General features: G+C 66.4%; 19 protein-coding genes and 1 tRNA gene. 18 read left to right on the top strand and 2 right to left on the bottom strand.

Annotated elements, in window-relative coordinates; all coding sequences use genetic code 11:
• Positions 1 to 34 precede the first annotated feature (34 nt).
• The 11 genes from FB461_RS04875 to FB461_RS04825 all read left to right on the top strand — a co-directional run bounded on the left by FB461_RS04875 (position 35) and on the right by FB461_RS04825 (position 9,019).
• The gene (locus tag FB461_RS04875; RefSeq protein ID WP_142120777.1) at positions 35 to 850 is read left to right on the top strand and encodes a ParA family protein; all 816 of its coding nucleotides are present in this window, start codon (positions 35 to 37) and stop codon (positions 848 to 850) included.
• Positions 834 to 1,784 carry a segregation and condensation protein A gene (locus tag FB461_RS04870; RefSeq protein WP_142119480.1) on the top strand — a complete coding sequence of 317 codons (951 nt, stop codon included), beginning with the start codon at positions 834 to 836 and terminating at the stop codon, positions 1,782 to 1,784. Before FB461_RS04875 ends, FB461_RS04870 begins: the two co-directional genes overlap by 17 nt.
• Positions 1,781 to 2,479, top strand: coding sequence for an SMC-Scp complex subunit ScpB (scpB, locus tag FB461_RS04865; protein WP_142119478.1), 699 nt, complete (start codon positions 1,781 to 1,783; stop codon positions 2,477 to 2,479). The genes FB461_RS04870 and scpB overlap by 4 nt, the downstream gene beginning before the upstream one ends.
• Positions 2,480 to 3,385 carry a pseudouridine synthase gene (locus FB461_RS04860; RefSeq protein WP_142119476.1) on the top strand — a complete coding sequence of 302 codons (906 nt, stop codon included), beginning with the start codon at positions 2,480 to 2,482 and terminating at the stop codon, positions 3,383 to 3,385.
• A gap of 15 nt (positions 3,386 to 3,400) precedes the next feature.
• Entirely contained in the window at positions 3,401 to 3,763 is a 363-nt protein-coding gene (gene aroH / locus FB461_RS04855; RefSeq protein ID WP_142119475.1) for a chorismate mutase, read from the top strand.
• A 13-nt stretch (positions 3,764 to 3,776) separates the two neighbouring features.
• Complete coding sequence (cmk, locus tag FB461_RS04850; protein ID WP_246046019.1) at positions 3,777 to 4,526, top strand: (d)CMP kinase; 750 nt, start codon at positions 3,777 to 3,779, stop codon at positions 4,524 to 4,526.
• Positions 4,523 to 5,230 (top strand): lysophospholipid acyltransferase family protein, encoded by a 708-nt coding sequence (locus tag FB461_RS04845; RefSeq protein WP_246046018.1) that lies wholly within the window; start codon positions 4,523 to 4,525, stop codon positions 5,228 to 5,230. The genes cmk and FB461_RS04845 overlap by 4 nt, the downstream gene beginning before the upstream one ends.
• Positions 5,231 to 5,597: 367 nt before the next feature.
• Complete coding sequence (gene der, locus FB461_RS04840) at positions 5,598 to 7,136, top strand: ribosome biogenesis GTPase Der (protein WP_142119471.1); 1,539 nt, start codon at positions 5,598 to 5,600, stop codon at positions 7,134 to 7,136.
• A 365-nt stretch (positions 7,137 to 7,501) separates the two neighbouring features.
• A tRNA-Pro gene (locus tag FB461_RS04835) sits at positions 7,502 to 7,578 on the top strand.
• 176 nt (positions 7,579 to 7,754) lie between these two features.
• Positions 7,755 to 8,072 (top strand): transposase, encoded by a 318-nt coding sequence (locus FB461_RS04830; protein WP_142119469.1) that lies wholly within the window; start codon positions 7,755 to 7,757, stop codon positions 8,070 to 8,072.
• Entirely contained in the window at positions 8,069 to 9,019 is a 951-nt protein-coding gene (locus FB461_RS04825; protein WP_142118536.1) for an integrase core domain-containing protein, read from the top strand. Before FB461_RS04830 ends, FB461_RS04825 begins: the two co-directional genes overlap by 4 nt.
• Here FB461_RS04825 and FB461_RS04820 read toward each other — a convergent pair.
• Positions 9,012 to 9,941, bottom strand: coding sequence for an IS481 family transposase (locus FB461_RS04820; protein ID WP_211349835.1), 930 nt, complete (start codon positions 9,939 to 9,941; stop codon positions 9,012 to 9,014). The two genes, FB461_RS04825 and FB461_RS04820, sit on opposite strands and share 8 nt — an antisense overlap.
• 346 nt (positions 9,942 to 10,287) lie before the next feature.
• Between FB461_RS04820 and FB461_RS04815 the strand changes: the two genes are divergently transcribed.
• Entirely contained in the window at positions 10,288 to 10,854 is a 567-nt protein-coding gene (locus FB461_RS04815; RefSeq protein ID WP_142119467.1) for a YdeI/OmpD-associated family protein, read from the top strand.
• Positions 10,855 to 10,966: 112 nt separating this feature from the next.
• Here the strand turns inward: FB461_RS04815 and FB461_RS04810 are convergent, their stop codons facing one another.
• Positions 10,967 to 11,524, bottom strand: a complete 558-nt coding sequence (locus tag FB461_RS04810; protein ID WP_142119465.1) for a hypothetical protein — start codon at positions 11,522 to 11,524, stop codon at positions 10,967 to 10,969.
• A 155-nt stretch (positions 11,525 to 11,679) separates the two neighbouring features.
• Here FB461_RS04810 and FB461_RS04805 point away from each other — a divergent pair, with 155 nt between their 5' ends.
• From FB461_RS04805 to alaS, 6 genes are all read left to right on the top strand, one after another.
• Positions 11,680 to 13,056: a replication-associated recombination protein A gene (locus tag FB461_RS04805; RefSeq protein WP_142120774.1), complete on the top strand. Its 1,377-nt coding sequence runs from the start codon at positions 11,680 to 11,682 to the stop codon at positions 13,054 to 13,056.
• A 178-nt stretch (positions 13,057 to 13,234) separates the two neighbouring features.
• The gene (locus tag FB461_RS04800) at positions 13,235 to 16,864 is read left to right on the top strand and encodes an Ig-like domain repeat protein (protein ID WP_142119463.1); all 3,630 of its coding nucleotides are present in this window, start codon (positions 13,235 to 13,237) and stop codon (positions 16,862 to 16,864) included.
• A 280-nt stretch (positions 16,865 to 17,144) separates the two neighbouring features.
• The gene (rpsD, locus tag FB461_RS04795) at positions 17,145 to 17,771 is read left to right on the top strand and encodes a 30S ribosomal protein S4 (RefSeq protein WP_142119461.1); all 627 of its coding nucleotides are present in this window, start codon (positions 17,145 to 17,147) and stop codon (positions 17,769 to 17,771) included.
• A 108-nt stretch (positions 17,772 to 17,879) separates the two neighbouring features.
• Positions 17,880 to 18,251 (top strand): DUF948 domain-containing protein, encoded by a 372-nt coding sequence (locus FB461_RS04790; protein ID WP_142119459.1) that lies wholly within the window; start codon positions 17,880 to 17,882, stop codon positions 18,249 to 18,251.
• Positions 18,248 to 18,652: a hypothetical protein gene (locus tag FB461_RS04785; protein ID WP_142119457.1), complete on the top strand. Its 405-nt coding sequence runs from the start codon at positions 18,248 to 18,250 to the stop codon at positions 18,650 to 18,652. The genes FB461_RS04790 and FB461_RS04785 overlap by 4 nt, the downstream gene beginning before the upstream one ends.
• A gap of 59 nt (positions 18,653 to 18,711) precedes the next feature.
• Positions 18,712 to 21,399: an alanine--tRNA ligase gene (alaS, locus tag FB461_RS04780; RefSeq protein WP_142119455.1), complete on the top strand. Its 2,688-nt coding sequence runs from the start codon at positions 18,712 to 18,714 to the stop codon at positions 21,397 to 21,399.
• Positions 21,400 to 21,466 lie beyond the last annotated feature (67 nt).

The following is a 21,466-nucleotide window of genomic DNA, read 5'->3' as shown; positions in this document are numbered from 1 at the left end:
CACGTCCAGTTCCGTTGACGCTGTCGGACGGCCGATGCCCGTGTTCCCCGCTCCCAGGCCGCTGGCCGGCGTCGGGCCCGCCCGCATCATTGCCATGTGCAATCAGAAGGGCGGCGTCGGCAAGACCACGACCACCATCAACGTCGCCGCCGCGCTGGCCGAATACGGCCGCAAGGTACTCATCGTGGACTTCGACCCGCAGGGGGCCGCGAGCGTTGGGCTCGGCGTGCCGGTCCACGAGCTGGACCACACCATCTACGACCTGCTGATGGCGGCGCGCCCCGACACGAGGGGCACGATCTTCCACACCGCGGTCGACGGTCTGGACATCCTGCCGGCCAATATCGACCTGTCCGCAGCCGAGGTGCAACTCGTCGGCGAGGTCGCGCGTGAGTCGGTGCTCGCCCGCGTCCTGCGAGAGGTGGCAGACGACTACGACGTCATCCTGATCGACTGCCAGCCGTCGCTCGGCCTGCTGACCGTGAACGCGCTGACGGCCGCGCACGGCGTGCTGATTCCGCTTGAGTGCGAGTTCTTCGCGCTGCGCGGCGTGGCCCTCCTCGTGGAGACCATCGAGAAGGTCCGAGACCGGCTCAACCCGCGCCTGACGGTCGACGGCATCGTCGCCACCATGTATGACGCCCGCACGCTGCACGCACGCGAGGTCGTGGAGCGCGTCTATCAGGCCTTCGGTGACACGCTCATGCACACGGTCATCACGCGCACGGTGAAGTTTCCCGATGCCTCCGTGGCGGCCGAACCGATCACGAGCTACGCGCCCAACCACGCGGGCGCCCAGGCGTACCGTCAACTCGCTCGCGAGCTGATCGCCCGTGGCGACTCCGCCTGAGGCACGCTCGGTCCGGCCCGCACCCGAGGCGGGCGAGATCCACGCCGGGCCTGAGGCAGGCGAAGTCCAGCCCGCGCACGGCGCAGGCGAGACCCAGCCCGCACCTGAGGCAGGCGAAGTCCAGCCCGCGCACGGCGCAGGGGGATTCGAGGTACGGCTCGACAATTTCACGGGTCCCTTCGACCTGCTGCTGTCGCTGATCGCCAAGCACAAGCTGGACGTCACCGAGATCGCGCTGGCGCAGGTCACGGACGAGTTCATCGCCACCATGCGCGCGGCGGGCGACTGGGTGCTCGACACCACGAGCGAATTCCTCGTCATCGCCGCGACACTGCTCGACCTCAAGGCCGCGCGCCTGCTGCCGATCCACGGCGACGAGGATCCTGAGGACCTGGAGTTACTCGAATCCCGCGATCTGCTGTTCGCGCGGCTGCTGCAATACCGCGCCTACCGGCAGGTGGCGGACTTCCTGGGCCAGCGTTTCGAGCGGGAATCCAGGTGGGTACCTAGGTCCGTGAGCCTCGAGCCGCAATTCGCGGCGCTCCTACCCGACCTGGTGTGGTCCATCGGCCCCGAACAACTGGCCACGCTCGGGGCAGCGGCCATCAACCGGCCGCGGCTGCCCACCGAGGTGAGCATCGAGCACCTGCACGCGCCCGCCGTGTCCGTTCGCGAGCAGGCTGCCTTGATCGCCGGGCGACTGCGCGGGGGAGGCATTGCGACCTTCCGGGCGCTGGTGGCGGACGCCGAGTCGGTGCTGATCGTGGTCGGCCGTTTCCTGGCGTTACTAGAATTGTTTCGTGACGGCGCAGTGTCGTTCGAGCAGTTGTCCCCGCTCGGGGAGTTGACGGTTCGCTGGATAGGCACTGATGCGCTTGACGAGGACGAGGTTCTCGCGAGCGGGAGCACGTTCGATGACGAGGAGGACGAATGACCACGAACCCGCCTGCCCACCACGCGGGCGACGAGGCGCTGGCCGATCCCACCGAGTCCGATGTCGAGAACCCCGCCCCGGCGGCGTCGGGGTCCGAACCCGATGGAACCAATTCCCCCGTGAACGTGGACGAGCTGCCGGGCGGGCTTTTCGCGGCACTGGAGGCGGTGCTCATGATCGTCGACGAGCCCATCGACACGGAGCGGCTTGCGGCGGTCGTGATGCGGCCAGTGGACGACGTCGAGTCGGCGTTGAGCGAATTGGCAGCCGAGTACCGCGGCGAAGGCGGCGGGCGACCGCGCGGATTCGCCCTGCGCAGGGTCGCCTCCGGCTGGCGCATCTACGCCGCCGAGACGCACGCCGACCTCATCGGACGCTTCATCGTGGACGGTCAGACCGCGCGCCTCACGCAGGCCGCATTGGAAACGCTCGCCATTGTGGCGTACCGTCAACCGGTGACCCGTGGCCAAATCTCGGCCATTCGCGGAGTGAACGTCGATGGCGTGGTGCGGACCCTCAGCGCCCGTGGCCTGATCGCCGAGGTTCAGCGGGACGAGTCCAGTGGAGCGTTGCTCTACGGCACGACCCCCTACTTCCTCGAGCGCATGGGCCTTGGCTCGCTCGAGGACCTGCCACCGCTCGCACCGCAATTGCCCGATCTGGATTCGCTGGAAGCCTTAGTCAAGGAGTCGTAAATGAGTACCCCCAGGGGCGGCCGCCGCAAACCGGCCCGCCACGAGCCAACCCGCCGTAACGACCGCGCCCAGCAGGGACGAGGCGGCACGGGCGGTGCGCCCTCGCGCGGAGGCCAGCGAAGCGGCCAGGAGGGCTCGTCCTCGAAGCGCCAGCCCAAGGTCGATGTGCACGTACCCGATGGCATCCGGCTGCAGAAGGTGCTCGCCAGCGCCGGAGTGGCGTCGCGCCGCGCCTGCGAGGAACTCATCGCCGACGGGCGAGTGAGCGTCGACGGCCACGTCGTGACCGAGCTCGGCGTTCGGGTCGATCCGCTTAAGCAGGCGATCGAGGTCGATGGCATGCGCATTCACATGGACGACTCCAAGGTCACCGTAGTGCTCAACAAGCCTTGGGGCGTCGTATCGACGATGGCCCTGCAAGACTCCGAGGGGCGTCCGACCGTCGCGGAGTACGTGTACAACCGCTCGGAGCGGTTCTTCCATGTGGGCCGGCTCGACACCGACTCCGAGGGTCTGCTGCTGCTCACGAACGACGGCGAGATGGCGAATCGGCTCACGCACCCGTCGTACGAGGTTGAAAAGCGTTACCTCGTCCAGGTGGACGGCCGCATCACGCAGGCCGCGTCGCGCAAACTGCTCGCCGGCATCACGCTGGACGATGGACCCGCCGCGCTCGACTCCTACCGCTTCATCGACTTCGATGGCAAGGAGTCGCAGGTCGAGGTGACCCTGCACGAGGGGCGCAACCGCATCGTCCGCCGCATGTTCGAGCACGTCGGTTTTCCCGTCACGCGGCTGGTCAGGACTCAGTTCGGGCCGATCCGGCTGGATACGATCCGGCCCGGCAGCACGCGCGTTCTCTCCAACACCGAGGTGGGTCAGTTGCTCGCCCTCGTGGGACTGTAAGGGGTAGGCAAGGCAATGGCAGTCAGAGCGATCCGGGGCGCGACCCAACTGGAAGTCGACGAGAAGGAGCACCTGTACGAGCGCACGCGCGAACTCGTGGCGAAGGTGCTCGAGGTCAACGGCCTGTCGACCGACGACCTGATCTCGGTGATCTTCACCTCCACTCCCGACCTTGTGTCCGACTTCCCGGCTGCCGCCGCGCGCGAGATGGGACTCGGCTCCGTACCGCTCATGTGCGCCGTCGAGATCGCCGTGCCGACAGCCCTGCCGCGCGTCGTGCGGCTCATGGCGCACGTCGAGACCGCCATCGCGCGCGACGACGTGCGCCACGTGTACCTGCATGGCGCGACCGCCCTGCGCAAGGACATCGCCCAGTGAAGGATCTAGTTCTGTGACAGACACCGCCACCGACCTGCCAGTTCGCACGCCGCTAAGCATCGCCGTCGATGGGCCCTCCGGCTCTGGCAAATCGTCCGTGTCCAAGGCCGTCGCCAGGTCCCTTGGGCTGGCGTACCTGGATACCGGGGCCATGTACCGCGCCGCCACCCTCTGGGTGGTGCGCGAGGGAGTTGACTTCGACGATCAATCAGCCGTCGCCGCCGCCGTGCGCGCGATGCCGCTGGTCCAGACGCTCGACCCGGTTGACCCGGGCGTGGCGCTCGCCGGGCAGGACGTCGCCGAGGCCATTCGCAGCGAGGACGTGACGCGGGTGGTGTCGCGCGTTGCCACCAACCTGGATGTCCGCGCCGAACTGCGCCGCCGGCAGCGCGAGATCATCGACGGCGAGACGCGTCCCGGCGGCTACTCCGCGGGGCGCGGCATCGTGGCGGAGGGGCGCGACATCACCACGGTCGTGGCTCCGGACGCCGACGTGCGCATTCTGCTGACCGCCTCCGAGGAGTCGCGGCTCGCGCGCCGCTCCCTCGAAGTGCGCGGCACCGCCGACGCCGAGAGCGTGGCGGCCATGCGCGACCAGGTGCTGCGCCGGGACCGCGACGACTCGACGGTGACCGAGTTCACGGTGGCAGCCGACGGCGTGGTGACGCTCGACTCGTCCGACCTCGACTTCGACCAGACCGTGGCGGCCGCGCTCCAGATCGTCTCGCGCGCCGCGCACGTGAGGCCGGCGACCAAGGCGTGAGTTCGCCGGGCGCGGGGAGGGTGACCGCTCAGCGGCCCAAGAGGGGGCGCAGCGGCATTCCGGGGCACTGGGGTCCGCGATGGTCCGCCAAGGTGGGCTGGTTCCTCGCCCGCGTGGTGTGGCGTACCCGAGTCTTGGGTCGCGCGAATGTGCCTGCCACCGGACCTGTCATCATCGCCGGTAACCACACGGGCGTGGTCGATGGGCCGGTGTTGCTGGGGGTGTCCCCGCGCCGCCTGCACATCATGGTGAAGGAAGAGATGTTCCGCGGCGCGGTCGGGGCGATCCTGCGCGCCGCGGGCCAGATTCCCGTGGATCGCGCCAGTGGACGCGCCGCACTCGCTACCGCGCGCGCCATTCTCGCTCGCGGGGACTGCGTGGGGATCTTCCCCGAGGGATCGCGCGGGGGCGGCGGAGTGGACGAGGTCCACGGCGGTGTCGCCTGGCTCGCGCTCAACTCAGCCGCCGTCGTGGTTCCTGCAGCAGTCCTAGGCACGCGTCGCAGCGGCGAATCGGTGAGCAAGGTGCCCGGCTTCCGGCGGTGCCTCGTGGTGGAGTTCGGGAATCCGGTGAGGGTGGAGCGGCTCCCCGGGGAATCGGGGCGGGCTGCACTCGTGCGAGCCGGGGAAGTCATTCGCGTGGCGCTGGCCGACACGGTCGCCGGCGCCGCTGCGAAGCATGGGATCGCGCTGCCGCGCGACTGATCGCCCAGGGCGAGTTGCCTGGCGTGCTTTGTTGGCGTGCGTCGCCGCGCGCTGCCGCGGCCGACCCTCGCCGCGCTGCCGCGGCCGACCCTCGCCGCGCTGCCGCGGCCGACCCTCGCCGCGCTGCCGCGGCCGACCCTCGCCGCGCTGACCCTCGCGGTTCGCCCCACGTTAGTGCCGTTGACCCGCATGTATTTCATGACGCGAACTGAAATATCGTGGCGCGAACCGAGCGTTGACGCGGGCGATCTTGGCGGCCGCCTATGTCGCCAGTGGATTAAGGCGGTTGGCGCTGGCCGAGTGCCGCCAGGCGGGCTGCCGGGCACTACGCACGGAACTCGTGCGGATACCTGGGACAATGGTGGACATGACACAGACCGAACCGACCGATTTCAGCGCGTCCGCACGCGGCGAGGACGACTTCGATGAGTCGTACCCGGAGCCCGCTGCCAGCGTCGAACTCGAGGACGCCGAAGAGGAACTGCTGCGGGCCAAGGCCCTGCGCGCGGGCCTATCCGACTACGACCTCGATGATGAAGACCTGAACCTGCTCGACTCCGAGGGCGGTCCCGACGAGCGTCCCGCTCCAGTCATCCTGCCGGTGCTCGCCATCGTGGGGCGACCGAACGTCGGCAAATCGACGCTGGTCAACCGGATCATCGGCCGCCGCGAGGCAGTCGTCGAGGACAAGCCCGGAGTCACCCGCGACCGCGTCAGCTACCGCGCCGAGTGGGCCGGGCGGGACTTCACGCTGGTTGACACCGGCGGCTGGGAGGTCGATGTCGCAGGGATGGACGCCAAGGTTGCCGAACAGGCCGAGATCGCCATCGAGGAAGCGGACGCCGTGATCTTCGTGGTCGACGCGACCGTCGGCCCGACGGACACGGACGAGCAGGTCGTCAAGTTGCTGCGCCGCTCCGGTAAGCCCGTCGTGCTCGCCGCGAACAAGGTCGACAGCCCGACGCTCGAGGCCGAGGCGGCTGTGCTGTGGGGCCTCGGGTTGGGGGAGCCGATCGGCGTTTCCGCACTGCACGGCCGCGGCACCGGCGACCTGCTGGAGGCTGCGATGAACGTGCTGCCGCGGGAGTCCGCGCACGGTACCGCCCGCCCCGACGGGCCGCGCCGCGTCGCACTCGTGGGCCGCCCGAATGTGGGCAAGTCATCGCTGCTGAACAAGGTCGCGGGATCGAGCCGCGTGGTGGTCGATGAGACCGCCGGCACGACGCGCGATCCGGTGGACGAGCTGATCGAACTGCGCGGCATCCCGTGGCTGTTCGTGGACACCGCCGGTATCCGCCGCCGCGTTCACCAGACGAAGGGCGCCGATTTCTACGCCTCGCTACGCACTCAGGCGGCCATCGAGAAGTCCGAGGTCGCGGTGGTGCTGGTGGACTCGTCGGGCCCCCTGACTGAGCAGGACGTGCGCGTCATCCAGCAGGTCGTGGATGCGGGCCGCGCCCTCGTCATCGCCTACAACAAGTGGGATTTGATGGACGAGGACCGCCGCCGCTACCTGGAGCGGTCGATCGAGCGGGATCTGGTCCAGATTCAGTGGGCGCCGCGCGTCAACCTGTCCGCGCTGACCGGCTGGCACGCCGACCGGCTGGTGCCCGCCCTAGACACGGCGCTCGCGTCGTGGGAGACTCGCATCCCCACGGGCAAGCTGAACTCGTTCCTCGGCGAACTCGTATCCGCCCACCCGCACCCCGTGCGCGGCGGAAAGCAACCGCGCATCCTGTTCGCCACACAGGTGTCGTCGCGCCCGCCGCGGTTCGTCATCTTCGCGTCCGGATTCCTGGAGCCGCAGTACCGCCGCTACATCGAGCGCAAGTTGCGCGAGACGTTCGGGTTCACGGGAACGCCGATCGAGATCTCGGTCCGCGTGCGGGAGAAGCGGAAGCGCTGAGCACACGGTAGCCCTGGCGTGGCCGCCTCGCCCTTCTGTTGCTCTGGCCCGGTGCCGCTCCGTCGCTTTGTTGCACTGGCCCGGAGTCGCTCCGCTACGCGCGAGTACGGCCTTGCTTTGGCGGGCGCCCCGGTTTCCGTCGTTCGGCACCCGATATACCTCGTGTTCAGCAACCACATCCGGTGTTGGCTTGCGGAACTCATTCGTGATTTGTCGCGTCTCGTTGAAGGGAATTGAGGCACCTGCGCCGCCGACGCGCTCAAAGAACGTGAGGCACCGGCGCGATGTTCAACGGTCCCTCGCAGATGGGGTAAGATCTTTGAGGCCCTTCGGGGTGGTGGTGTGCCGAGGTTTCTTGGCAGCCGCGGGCTGTGGCGCAGCTTGGTAGCGCACTTGACTGGGGGTCAAGGGGTCGCAGGTTCAAATCCTGTCAGCCCGACCATTGTCCTGAGTCGCGACATCGTTTACAGACGGGTCGCGGCTCAGGACTTTTTTGTGGGTTCGTCGTGTTGACGGTGAACCTGGGTTGGTGAGTCGCGTCATCGTGTCGCGCGTCAGACTATGTGGCAGGGGTAGTTAGTTGCTGAGGCAACGGCCCTATCGCAAGGTTTGAGAATCATGAGTCGTCCACCGAAGATCCCGGCGGAGAAGAAGCTGCGCATCGTGTTGAGCGTGTTGCAGGGCGAGATCTCGATCGCGGAAGCGGCCCGCCGCGAGAAGGTCTCCGAGCAGGCGATCGGGAACTGGAAGCGTCAGTTCCTCGAGGGAGGCAAGGCCGGAATCGAGGCCGGCAAGTCCAAGCCCTCGACCCGAGAGCAACAGCTCGAGGATGAGGTCGCCGAACTCACCCAAGCCCTCGGCGAGGCCGCGGTCGAGATCCGCGTCTGGAAGAAATCAGCGGAGGGCAGGTTGGGCCCTTCGAGGACCTCGAGGTGATCCGCACCGAGGCGGGCATGTCGACCGCGAGGTTCTGCGAACTCATCGACATGCCCGAACGAATCTGGCGGCGCTGGCAGGCCAAGGCCCGCGCGGATCGGCCGTTGAAGGGTCCGTGGCCGCAGCCGTCTCGCGTTGCTGTCCGTGATGTCGTCGTGCAGCATGCGAAGGCGCATCCGGCGTGGGGCCACCGGAAGATTTGGGCCATGACCCGTCACGACGGGCACCCGGTATCGCAGGCGACCGTGCTGCGGCTGCTGCGCGACGAGGGCCTGATCCTGGGTGCGAATGACCAACGGGAGCGCCGCAAGCTCGCTGAGCGCCGCAAGGCCGCGTTCGCGAAAGAACCGACGGGCCCGAACCAGGTTTGGCAGCTCGACTTCTCCGAGTATGAGACCACGGCCGGCGGGGTCTGGCGGATTGCGTCGTGTCGGGACTATTGGGCGAAGTATGAGTTCGACGCGCACGTGTCGCCGACTGCGAACATGCACGACGCGGTCACCGCGGTCGAGCTCGCCCTCGCCGAATTCGAGGCGCTCCTCGGCCACCCGCTCATCGACGACTGCGAGGTCGACGAGCACACCGGGGAGATCCTGCCCACCTTGACGATCGTGACCGACAATGGCGGCCCGTTCCGGTCGTTCACGTTCGAAGCGTTCATCGCGACGCACCCCGAGCTCCGTCACGTCCGCACACGAGTGAGAACGCCGGGGCAGAACGGGTCACGCGAACGCGGCTTCGGGACGATGAAATACGAATGGCTGTTCCGCGAAGAGATCGACGACGGCCTCCAGCTCGTCGAACACGTGAACGCCTACCGGCAGGACTATAACCACGTCCGCCCGCACGAAGCGATCGCCTGGAACCGACCCGCAGAGGTCTACGCCGGCCTCGCCGACCCCACCATCCCCAACTTCGAAATCGAAGAAACCCTGCCAACTACTTGACGCGGGACATGGCTTTGGGTAGTGCGGTGTAGGCCTGGTGTGGGGTTTTGCGTCCGATGGCTCGGTGGGGCCTGGCGGTGTTGTACCAGGTTTGGAATTGGGTGAGCCAGGTGTTGAGTTCGGTGAGGTTTTGGGGGCGGGGCTTGGCTGCTAGCCAGCGTTTGAGGGTTTGGTGGAACCGTTCGATTTTGCCTTGGGTTTGCGGGTGTCCTGGTCGGCCGTTCTTTTGGGTGATGCCGTAGGTTTGCAGGAGTTTCTCGAAGCCGCCGCGAGAGCCTTTGAAGCGGGCGAATCGGGTGGTGAACACTAGGCCGTTGTCGGTCAGTGTGGATGCTGGTGGCCCGTACTGGTCGATGAGTTGGTGGAGGGTTTGCGCGACGTCAGTGCCAGTGAAGGCTGCTGCTGCGCGGATGTGGAGCAGGTATCGGGAGTGGTCATCGAGGAAATCGAGGATCTCTATGCGGGTGTGATCGGCTAGGTGCCAGTGGGTGATGTCTGATTGCCAGCATTCGTTGGGTAGGTCTGCTTCGAAACGGATGTAGGAACTGCGTGGTCGTTTCTGGGGTGCTGGTGTGACTAGGCCGGCGTCGTGCAGGATACGGCGGATAGTGGACACGGCCGGGACTTGGGCACCTTCGTTGTGTAGGTGCCAGCGGATCGTCTCTGGCCCAGCGTCCGCGCCTTGACTAGTCAGCTCACGCCGCAGCGCGAGAACAAGTTCTCTCACCTGCTCGGGGGTGCGTCCAGGACGATGGTGGGGGGCTTTTGATCGTGGGGCCAGGCCCTCAAGCCCAGCGGCTTGATACCGGGTGACCAGACGATGGACCCACTGCCTGGTGACACCATATTTTGCCGCTGCTTGCGCGTGGGACAGGCCCTGATCCAGGACTGCTTGAACGATGACAAGATTCTTCGGTTTCATACCCCCAGCATCCGAGCCGGAGAAGGGAAACGATGACCCGACTCATCGGTCAACGATCACGATGCCGCCCGTGTCAACGATGTCCCGACTCACCGGTCAACGATCACCACACAAATCCCCGCCACACAATGTAAACGATGTTGTGAATCCAGACACTGTCAGCCCGACCATGTGTGATGTCGCAGGACATCGGAATAGCCTGAACCCACGTTTTGTGGGTTCAGGCTATTTGTTTGTGGGGGTGGGCCTGGGTGGTTTGCCGGTGGGATGTCATGATGCCGCGACACGCGCCGACGCGGCACGACACCCGGTCGGCATCGAACCCGCCATCTGCAAGAATCGCCGCATGAGCGAACAGGAACTAGCGCCGTTGATCGTCGCCGACGTCGACCAATGGCGCGCATGGTTGATGGTTAATGACGAGGCCTCCGGCGGAATCTGGCTGACGCTCGCGAAGAAGGGGACGACCTCCCCGACACGACTCACCTACCAGGACGCGCTCGAGGAAGCGCTCTGCAGCGGATGGATCGACGGGCAGCGAAAAAGCCTGGACACCGGCACCTTCATGCAGCGCTTCACCCCGCGGCGCGCGCGATCGCTTTGGTCGAAGCGCAACGTCGAGATTGTCACCCGGCTCGCGGCGGAGGGCCGCCTGCGCGAGCGCGGCGCCGGCGAGGTCGAGCGTGCCAAGGCCGACGGACGATGGGATCGCGCCTACGCGGGACCCGCCACCGCGGAGGTTCCGAGCGAACTAGCTGCGGCGCTCGCGCAAGATCCCATCGCGCAAGCAGCATTCGCAAACCTCAACCGCACGGAGCGTTTCAGTGCACTGCACCCCATCCTCACCGCATCCAGCACTGCAGCAAGCGAGCGAAGGATCGCCAACCTGATTGAACGGCTCGGGCGCCAGTAGGCGCCCGAAGCGAACGTCGCGCGGGCGGTCGGGTCACCACAGCATCGCGCCTCACCAGCCACCAGCCACGAGCCGCCGCAACCGCGATCCTCGACCACGGTGTCCGGCATGTTCATTCAGCCCTGCGGCGATCCCAGTCCGGGCGCTCGGGCGCGGTCAGTCCCTCATGTCGCGGGCGGTTGTCGGGAAGAGGTGCGACGGGCGATTCGCCCGGGTGGGTGAACTTGAGCGCGATCCACGACAGATAGAGCCCGATGGCAGCGGGCATCGTTGCGAGCCAGAGTCCGGCGCCGAGAGAGGGCGGAGGATCTGCCCCGAAGGACCAGAACAGCACTCCGATCAGATAGGCCACGATCGCGATGGACCAGAACCAGATGAGAGCAGAACGGATCGCGGAGTATCGGGCCAGGCGTCGCTCATACTCGAGCCCGAGGGCGGCGTTGGTCGCCATGGCGCGCATCCGCGTCTGGGCACGTTCTCTAGCGTCTCGGGCCTGGTTGTGGAAGTCCTCCCACGATCCAGGCTCCGGTGTCGTTTCCAGCGTCTGAGAGTTCGGGTCAGTGATACGGACCTCCGCATCGGGCAGTGGGGCGAACACCCCCGGCTCGACCTTGGCGTTATCGGGGTCGGGAGCGAATCGCGCGACATCGTCGGGCTCCATGCTGCTCATGCGGCCTCCTCACACCTGCATACCCGCGACGGGGAACTCGTCCACGCGCCGTCCCGCAACTCCGCGTCCACGAACATTGTGGCAGGCGCCGCGGGCACGTGTCGCCACCCCCGTGCCGATTAATAAATGTCAGACGTCGCGGCTACGCTCGGATGGTGGATCTATTCGAGGTTGCGGGGAGCGACGAGTCGGGCAGGCCGGTGGCCGGGCCGTCCGCGCCACTCGCCGTGCGGATGCGCCCGCGCACCTTGGACGAGGTCTCGGGTCAGGAGCACCTGCTCGCGCCCGGTGCGCCGCTGACGCGACTCATCCAAGGTGCTGCGGACGCGACGTCACGCCCGTCGTCGATCATCCTCTACGGGCCCCCGGGCACCGGAAAGACCACGTTTGCCTACCTGATCGCTCAGGCGAGCGAGCGGCGCTTCGTCGAACTATCGGCCGTGACCGCTGGAGTCAAGGACGTGCGCCTGGTCATCGAGGACGCCCGTCGCCGGCTCGCAACCGGCGGAGCCGACACCGTCCTTTTCATCGACGAGGTCCACCGATTCTCCAAGACGCAGCAGGACGCGCTGTTGCCGAGCGTCGAGAACGGCTGGGTGACGCTTGTCGCGGCCACGACCGAGAATCCCAGCTTCTCAGTCATTTCCCCACTGCTGTCGCGCTCGCTGCTGGTGACGCTTCATTCACTTGAGGACGAGGACATCAGCACCCTTGTGGAGCGGGCGATCAGCGATGACCGCGGCCTCGCGGACACGGTGAGCATCTCCGAGGAGGCGGTCGAGCAGTTGGTGCGGTTCGCCGCGGGAGACGCGCGACGCGCTCTCACGATCCTGGAGGCGGCGGCCGGCGCTGCTCAAGCGGACTCTCAGACGGCTGCTCCATCCACCCGAGACACCCCGATCATCGACATCAGAACTCTCGAGACCGCCATTGATGTCGCCGCGGTGCGATACGACCGCGACGGCGACCAGCATTACGACGTGATATCCGCGTTCATCAAGTCCATGCGCGGCTCGGACGTGGACGCGGCGCTGCACTATCTCGCCCGGATGATCGTCGCGGGGGAGGATCCCCGGTTCATCGCGCGGCGGATCGTGATCGCCGCATCGGAGGACGTCGGTATGGCCGATCCTTCGGCACTGCAAACTGCCGTCGCCGCGTCGCAGGCCGTTGCCCTGATCGGCATGCCCGAGGCGCGGATCATCCTCGCCGAGGCCGTGGTCCACGTCGCCACAGCGCCCAAATCCAACGCCAGTTACCTGGGTATCGATGCCGCGATCGCCGACGTGCGCAAGGGTGGGATCGGACTCGTCCCGCCCCACTTGCGCGATGCCCACTACTCGGGAGCCAAGAAACTCGGCCACGGGCAGGGTTACAAATATGCCCACGACGAGCCGCACGGGGTGGCCGCCCAGCAGTATCTACCCGACGCACTCAAAGGTCGCCGCTACTACGATCCAACCGATCGCGGTTTCGAGCGGGCACTGGGGGAACGTCTGGAGCGGATCCGGGACATTCTCCGCGATGAGTGAAGTGCTCTCAAGAGCCCGACTCTAAACCGGTTTGCATGGTTGAAATCTCTTTTCTGTCCACGTATCGTTCATTTCAGAGTGACAGCGTTGTCAGCAGCGGCTTGGGTCCGATGTGGGTGCCCAGCGGTGTACGTCACAGCACCGAGCCAGCCGCAATGAAGCAGGAACAGGTGAATTAATGCGAACAGCACTGAGCCGTCAGCCTGAGCGATCAGGCCCGCGCCGACGGATGGGCAGGCCGCTCGTCGCGGCGTTGGCCGCTGCCAGCCTCCTAGTGGGCGGTCTCGCCGCCAGCGCGGGAGTTGCCCAGGCAGCCCCCCTCAACGTACGCGGAGACTCCGACCAGGTGCACTCCTTCGTGACCGGGGTGACCTCGAATTTCCCGAACAGCGGCAGCAGTTCCGAGAACATCGAGTCGTTGAGGGACAAGGACGCGACGACCAAGTGGTACGCCGGTACCGGTAACAAGCCGACCACAGAGTCCCCCATTTGGGCGATCTACACGCTTTCCTCCGCGCAACTGGTCACGGGGTACTCGCTAACCTCGGGAGATGACGCTCCGGAGCGCGACCCGAAGGCATGGACCGTCCTTGGCTCCAACGACGCCGCGGCCGCGACCAACGCCACGCACGCGTCGTGGGTGCAGATCGACTCGCGGTTCGATCAGGCGTTCAACGCCCGCCGGGCCAGGAACTTGTACACCACCACCGCTGCGACGGCCTACAAGTACTACCAGTTGCGAGTTACTGCGAACCTGGCAAACCACGCAACCGCGACGAACAACACCAAGTTCCAGATCTCTGACTGGACGCTGCGGACTGGGCAGGCAGGCTACTCGTCCAATATCATCACCTCGGGCACGCAGTGGCAGTACCTCGAGGACGGCACGATCGATCCGGCAAACGGCAACGCCGATCGCACCGCCTGGACACAGGTCGGAGCCAGCCTCCCGGGCACCTGGAAGACGGCCGCCGGCCCCTTCGGTGCCAAGCGAGACGGCACGGCACCGCCCAACATCGGCATCGGTGCGAACTTCCCCGTGACGACCGTGCTCAAGTACTACCTCAACGGCACGTCCAACCCCGTCGTGCCCGCCTACTTCTTCCGGTACCAGTTCGATCTGGACCAGAACGCCCTCGACTCCATCAGGGGTCTGTACGGATCGCTCGTGCATGACGACGCCGCGACCGTATACATCAATGGGGTCAACGTGGCCGATTACCCGGGTGCCAACGTTCCCACCGGCAACCTGGGCTACGGCGGCGACAACAAGGGGGACCCGCAGACTGAGACGCTGCTGTTCCCCGCGACCCCCCTGCGGCTCGGCACGAACGTGATCTCGATCGAACTGCACAACGTCAACGACACCAGCTCGGACGTCTACCTCTCGCTGAGCCTGGCGGCGACCTCCGACACGGTCGCGGTGCCGTTCACCGTAGCCGAGACGAGTGCGTCCTACGCTTCGGGTTCGGTTCCGAGCGACTTCTTCTCGACGCTGCTCACCGGATTCGACGAGGTCAAGAACGAGCCCACGATCATGGCCCCCAACTCGTCCGGCCCCAACAATGGCGCCACGCTCGCTGCGGCTAACGACCGGGTTGTCGTGGCCGTCAACAATGGCGCGACGGGTTCCGACGCTGTCAAGGTGGCCAAGCGTGCGCAGGCCATCTACGATGCGGACAACAACTCGGCCATCACGATGACCGATGCACTCGGTGCCGTGCTCGGACCGATCTACAGGGCGGCGCTGACCTCCGGTGAACTGCCCAAGACCAAGTGGATCCTGGACAATATCGAGAACAGTTCCTACGAGAACGCCAACAATGCCGCTAAGGCCCTTTGGAGCTACCAGCGACCGATGAACCGCCTCGGCTTCGTCGGGGGCGGTACCTGCTCCGGCGGTACCTTCAGCGGATCCAACGGTTGGATCGCCGTCACCTACAGCAGCCAGAGCGGCTACAACGGTTTGTGCACGCAGGGTTCATTCCCCTCCGGTCACGCGCTGCACGGCTACTCCAACGGCACGATGCTTGCATCACTCATCCCGGAACTCTCTCCGCAGATCCTCTCGCGAGCCTCCGAGTACGGTAACAACCGCTTGGTGCTCGGATTCCACTACCCGATGGATGTCATGGCTGGTCGCATCAACGGTCAGGCCGTGGCTGCGAACCGCTGGTCGGACGCGCAGTTCAGCAACCTGCTGAAGCAGTCCACCACGGAACTGCGGGCAGTCCTCGGTGCGAAGTGTGATGACGTGGCACACACGACGGACCTCGTCCAGTGCGCGAAGACGGACACGGCATTCGAGACGACCGAGCACGCACTGACGGTCTACAAGCAGCGCCTTACCTACTCGTCCTACCCGACCACCGACGGCGTCGTGCGCAACGATGGATTCCAGAAGGCTTTCCCCAGCGCCACGAACCTGCCGGTTAGGGTTCCCGCGACGGCGCCAGCGCTCCTGACCACCGTGTTCCCGACGCTCACCTCTTCCGAGCGCGCGACGGTTCTGCGCGCCACGGCGATCGAGGGCGGCTACGCGCTCGACAAGACCAAGGACGGCGGCGATTCCTGGCAGCGCCTGAACATCGCAGCGGCCATGAACGCGACCGTTTCGCACGGTGGTGGCGGTCAGTTGATCGTGAACGGCGTGGACACGTCCGTGGGTGGCGTTTCGGGCGTTACCGTTGGTGGTTCGGCGCTGTCGGGCTTCAGCCCCTCGGTGACCGACTACAGCGTCGTCCTTCCGGTCGGCACCACCACTGCGCCGCAGATCGTTGCGGGTGCGCCTACGGGCGGCGCCGGAGTGCGCGTCACACAGGCCACGACACTCCCGGGCACCGCCACCGTCACGGTGACGACCCTCGATGGGGTGGACACCACGTACTCGATCAATTTCGCCGCGGCGGATGCGATCGCGGAACTCAGCGACCTCAAGGTCAACGGTGAGACGATCACCGGCTTCGCTTCGGGAACCAGGACGTATGTGGTCGAGCTTCCCGAGGGCACCACGGCGACCCCGGTGGTTACGGCCACGGCCGCGTCGGGTGGCGTCGTGACGTACACGCAGGCGTCCTCACCGAACGGGACCGCTGAAGTCAAGGTGACCTCGTCGGACGGCTCGACTACGGCTACCTATGTGATCCAGTTCACCGTCAAGACAACGATCCCCGGACCCGGCGGCGGAGACGGCGGTGGGGGAACCACCACGGTGACCGCCTCCGTGAGCGCCACGGTGACCTCGGTTGCGTACAACACGCCTGCCAAGGTGGGCGTCACGGTGACTGCGAAGGACGTCGTGCCGGCCGGAACGGTCGTCATCACCGAGGGGAATCGTTCACTCGGATCAGCCTCGCTCTCCGCTGGCAAGACGACCGTGACTCTCCCGCGGACGCTGACGGTCGGAACGCACAAGCTGACGGTCCGTTACCTTCCCGCCGCGGGTGGCAAGGTCATCGCTCCTTCGTCACCGACCAGCGTCACGCTGGTCGTGAAGAAGGCCAAGGCCAAGAAGCCTACCGTGACCATCACAAAGGGCAAGCGCAACAAGACCACCATCAAGCGCAACGTCAAGGCGACCTTGAAGATCACGCTGAAGGCCGTTGGGGCGGCTGCTCCGACCGGAAAGGTCACGGTTAAGGTCGGCAAGAAGTCGGTCGGCTCCGCCAAGGTCCGCAAGGTCGGAAAGAAGTACGTGGCAACCGTCAAGACCAAGAAGCTCACCAAGAAGGGCAAGGTCTCGGTGGTCTACACGGGCAACAAGTCGCTCAGCAAGGCGACCTACAGCACCAAGGTCAGGGTCAAGTGATTTGATTCGGTAGAAGCCGCATCACGGTGAGGGCTCGGCGGGGGAATCAATCTCCGCCGGGCCCTCACCGCTTTGTCCGATGCAGACGATGTCGAATACGGCGGACAGGCCATGAGACTTGGGCCAGTTGTTCCAATGCGCTAGACTGTTCAGGTTGCCCACTTCACCGGGTGACCGCCTGGGGTCTTAGCCACTCGCGCATAGCGCACTAGGTCGACCCCACGTCAGTCGCAATTCCGCGACCTGGCGTGACAACAGCAACAGGAAAGTGAATCACAGTATGTCTTCAGTGACTCGTTCGCGCCGCCAGGTGCGACTGAGCCGTGCCCTTGGGCTCGCGCTGACCCCGAAGGCCGCCCGCCACTTCGAGAAGCGTCCTTACGCTCCGGGTGAGCACGGCCGCAGCCGCCGCCGCACCGAGTCGGACTACGCAGTCCGTCTCCGCGAGAAGCAGCGCCTGCGCGCCCAGTACGGCCTGCGCGAGAAGCAGCTCCGACGCGCCTACGAAGAGGCCCGCAAGGACAAGGGTCTGACCGGTGAGGCGCTCGTCGAGATCCTCGAGCACCGCCTCGACGCGCTGGTCCTGCGCGCCGGTTTCGCCCGCACCACGCTGCAGGCGCGCCAGGCCGTGACCCACCGCCACATCCTCGTCGACGGCAAGATCGTCGACCGCCCGTCGTTCAAGGTCAAGCCCGGCCAGACCATCCAGGTCAAGCCCAAGAGCCAGGCCATGACGCCGTTCCAGGTGGCAGCCGCAGGCGCCCACCGCGACGTCCTGCCCACGGTGCCGGGCTACCTCGACGTCAAGCTCGAGCAGCTCACCGCAGTGTTCACTCGCCGCCCCAAGCGCGCCGAGGTCCCCGTGACCTGCGAAGTGCAGTTGGTCGTTGAGTACTACGCTCGCTGATATCGCCTCGGCTACCTAGCCGTGAGTTGTCACCGACCACCCGGTTCCTCGGTATTATGCCGTTGGGACCGGGTGGTCGCGCATTAGAACCGATTTGAGTCTGGAGGCATGATGCTCGGAGATATCGCCGGAATCGTAGCTGCCGTGGCGTTCGTCGTGTTGGTGGCGTTCTGCGCGGTGCCGCTCATCCGCCTTGGCAAGCTCTTCGACCGCACGGCGCAGTCGGTCGGCGAGATCGCCGAGCATGCGGTGCCCATTTTGGACGAGGCCGCCAAGACGGTCTCGGGGACCAATGCCCAACTTGAGAAGGTCGACGCGATCACCACGGCGGCGTCCGAGGTTTCGCAGAACGTGTCGGCCCTGACCGGCCTGTATGCGGCGACTTTCGGCAAGCCGCTGGTGAAGGTCGCCGCGTTTACATACGGAGTGCGTCGAGCGATATCGCGTTCGTTGAGCTCGGAGTCGGAGAGTGCAAAGTGAAGCGACTTTTTTGGGTCGGCGTCGGCGTGGCCGTCGCGGTCGTGGCGACGAAGAAATGGCGCGAGTTGAAGGAACAGCCCGGCGTGACCGGAACGGCGGCTGGCTTTGCCGAGTCGGTCGCCAAGCAGGCCGGGGACAGGGCCGCCGCACTCAGTGGCGCCCTCTGGGAGCGCGCCACGCACTCAGCCAGGGAGTTCGTGGACGAGTTCCGCGTCGCCTCCGCGGAGCGCGAGCAGGAACTGCGCGAATCGCTGTTGGCTGAGACCCAGGGGAGCGAAGAGGACCTACGCCGGCGCCGCGCGGAGTCCGCCCGGCACCGCAGCGCAGCCGCGCGGAGCACGGCGGACGCGGACGAGGACGCGTTCGCGGGCGATGAGGAACATCTCGGGTACGAGTTCTAACCCGTTCCGACTCCAGGAATTAGCAATACCCTTACCTACTTAGAAGGTTCAGTATCACCATGCGCACTAGTGAAATCCGCCAGCGTTGGCTCGACTATTTCGAGCGGAATGGACACCATCTCGCGGAGTCGGCCTCGCTGATCTCGCCTGATCCGTCGCTGCTGTTCACGGTCGCCGGCATGGTGCCCTTCATCCCGTACATCATCGGCACCGAGAAGTCGCCCTATCCGCGCATCGCGAGTGTGCAGAAGTGCATCCGGACGAACGACATCGACAACGTCGGCCGCACTACGCGGCACGGCACGTTCTTCCAGATGAACGGCAACTTCTCGTTCGGCGACTACTTCAAGGAAGGCGCCATCGACCTGGCATGGGGCCTGCTGACTGCGTCGCCGGACAGCGGCGGCTACGGTTTTGACCCGGATCGCTTCTGGGTCACGCTGTGGGACCAGGACACCGAATCGTTCGACGTGCTCACCAAAAAAATCGGCGTGGACGCCCGCAAGATCGTGCGCCTACCGCGCGAGGAGAACTTCTGGGACACGGGCCAGCCCGGTCCGGCTGGCCCGTGTGCTGAGTTCCACTACGATCGCGGCCCCGAGTTCGGGCCGGAGGCGGTAGGCGGCGACGTCGATCCCGGTGGCGACCGCTATCTGGAGATCTGGAACCTGGTCTTCGACCAGTTCATGCGCGGCGAGGGCAAGGGTAAGAGCTACCCGCTGCTCCACGAGCTCGAGCAGAAGGCGATCGACACCGGCGCCGGTCTCGAGCGCATGGCCTTCCTGCTGCAGGGCAAGAACAACATGTACGAGATCGACGAGGTCTACCCCGTCATTGCAGCCACGGAACAGATCACGGGCCGCACGTACGGCCAGGGCGGCGAGCCGGATGTGCAGATGCGCGTCATCGCGGACCACGTGCGCTCGTCCCTGATGCTGATCGGCGATGGCGTCACCCCGGCTAACGAGGGCCGTGGCTACGTGCTGCGTCGCATCCTGCGCCGCGCCGTCCGCTCGCTTCGACTGCTCGGCGTGCAGGAGGCTTCGCTGCAGCACCTACTGCCGGTTTCCAAGGACGCGATGGAGGCCTCGTACCCCTATCTCGGCCAGGATTTCGCGCGAATCAGCGAGGTCGTTTACGGCGAGGAGGAGTCGTTCCTGCGCACGCTCGCGTCTGGCACGACGATTCTCGATGTCGCCGTTGCGGACGCCAAGAAGACCGCGCCGTCCCACCCGCGACTGCCCGGCGACGCGGCGTTCAAGCTCCACGACACCTACGGCTTCCCGATCGACCTGACGTTGGAGATGGCTCGCGAGCAGGGCGTCGAGGTGGACGAGTCCGCCTTCCGCACGCTCATGGCCGAGCAGAAGGCGCGCGCCCGGGCTGACGCGCTGGCGAAGAAGACCGGCCACACGGACACGGCGGCCTATGAGCAGGTGCGCTCGTCTCTAGGTGCGTCGATCGAATTCCTCGGATACACCCAGGACGAGGCCTCCGCCACGATTCTCGGCGTCCTCGTCGACGGCAAGCCAGTCCCGGCGGTGACGGGACCGGCCGATGTGGAGGTGGTCCTCGACCGCACGCCGTTCTATGCGGAGGCGGGAGGTCAGCTCGCTGACCAGGGCACCATCACGACCGACAGCGGCGCCGTCATCGACGTTTTCGACGTCCAGACGGCCGTGCCTGGGCTGCGCGTGCACCGCGGCCAGTTGGGCGCGGGCACGCTCGCGGTAGGCGACCCTGCCACGGCCAGCATCGATACGACGCGACGCGGCGCGATCAGCCGCGCCCACACCGGCACGCACCTGATCCACAAGGCGCTGCAGGAGACGTTGGGCAAGGACAAGACGCAGGCGGGCTCCGAGGACGCGCCGAACCGCATCCGGTTCGACTTCAAGGCGCAGGGTGCCCCCACGGCGAGCGCGCTCCAGGAGATCGAGGGGCGCGTCAACGAGCGCCTGCGCGACAACCTGTCGGTGACCGACAAGGTCATGGATCTCGACGCCGCCAAGGCGCTGGGCGCGATGGCCCTGTTCGGTGAGAAGTACGGCGACCGCGTGCGAGTCGTCTCGATCGGCGACGACTGGTCGCGCGAGCTCTGCGCGGGTACCCACGTCAAGCAGTCGGGCGAGCTCGGCCTGGTCACGCTCGTCGGCGAAGCGTCGATCGGCTCGGGTGTGCGCCGCGTTGAGGCGCTCGTCGGGTCGGACGCCAAGGGCTTCCACGCTCGCGAGCACGCGATCGTCGGCCAACTCAGTGGCCTGCTCGGTGCGCGAAGCGAGGAGTTGCCGGATCGCATCTCGTCCTTGCTCGCCAAGCTGAAGGACTCCGAGAAGCAGCTCGCTGCGCTACGCCAGGCTCAGTTGCTGGGATCAGTCGCCACGATTGCCGCCGGGGCGACCAGGATCGGCGATGTGTCCGTCGTTGCATACGACGCCGGGGACGTGGCCGGCGGCGATGACCTGCGCACGCTGGCGCTAGAGGTGCGTTCGCGCCTTGGTGAGAGCGCGGCGCTCGTCGTGATCGGCGGGGTGTCGAAGGGACGGCCCATCGTGGTGGCCGCCACGAATGCGGCGGCTCGCGAGGCGGGGATCAAGGCGGGGGCGGCAATAGCGTCCGTCGCTGGCGCACTCGGTGGGCGCGGCGGCGGTAAGGACGATGTCGCGCAGGGCGGCGGGACGGACCCCTCGCTGCTGGCACCGGCACTGGGCGGCGTTGAGAGCTTCGCCTCCCACCACGGGGCCTGAGCCGCGCGTGTCGGATCACTTGCCGAGTCCGCCCGCTGGTCCGAGCCAGCCGGAAGAGTCGAACCCG

Origin of the sequence: Rarobacter faecitabidus (assembly GCF_006716265.1) — a bacterium.
Lineage (GTDB): Bacteria > Actinomycetota > Actinomycetes > Actinomycetales > Cellulomonadaceae > Rarobacter > Rarobacter faecitabidus.
This window is presented reverse-complemented; position numbering and strand designations above follow the sequence as displayed.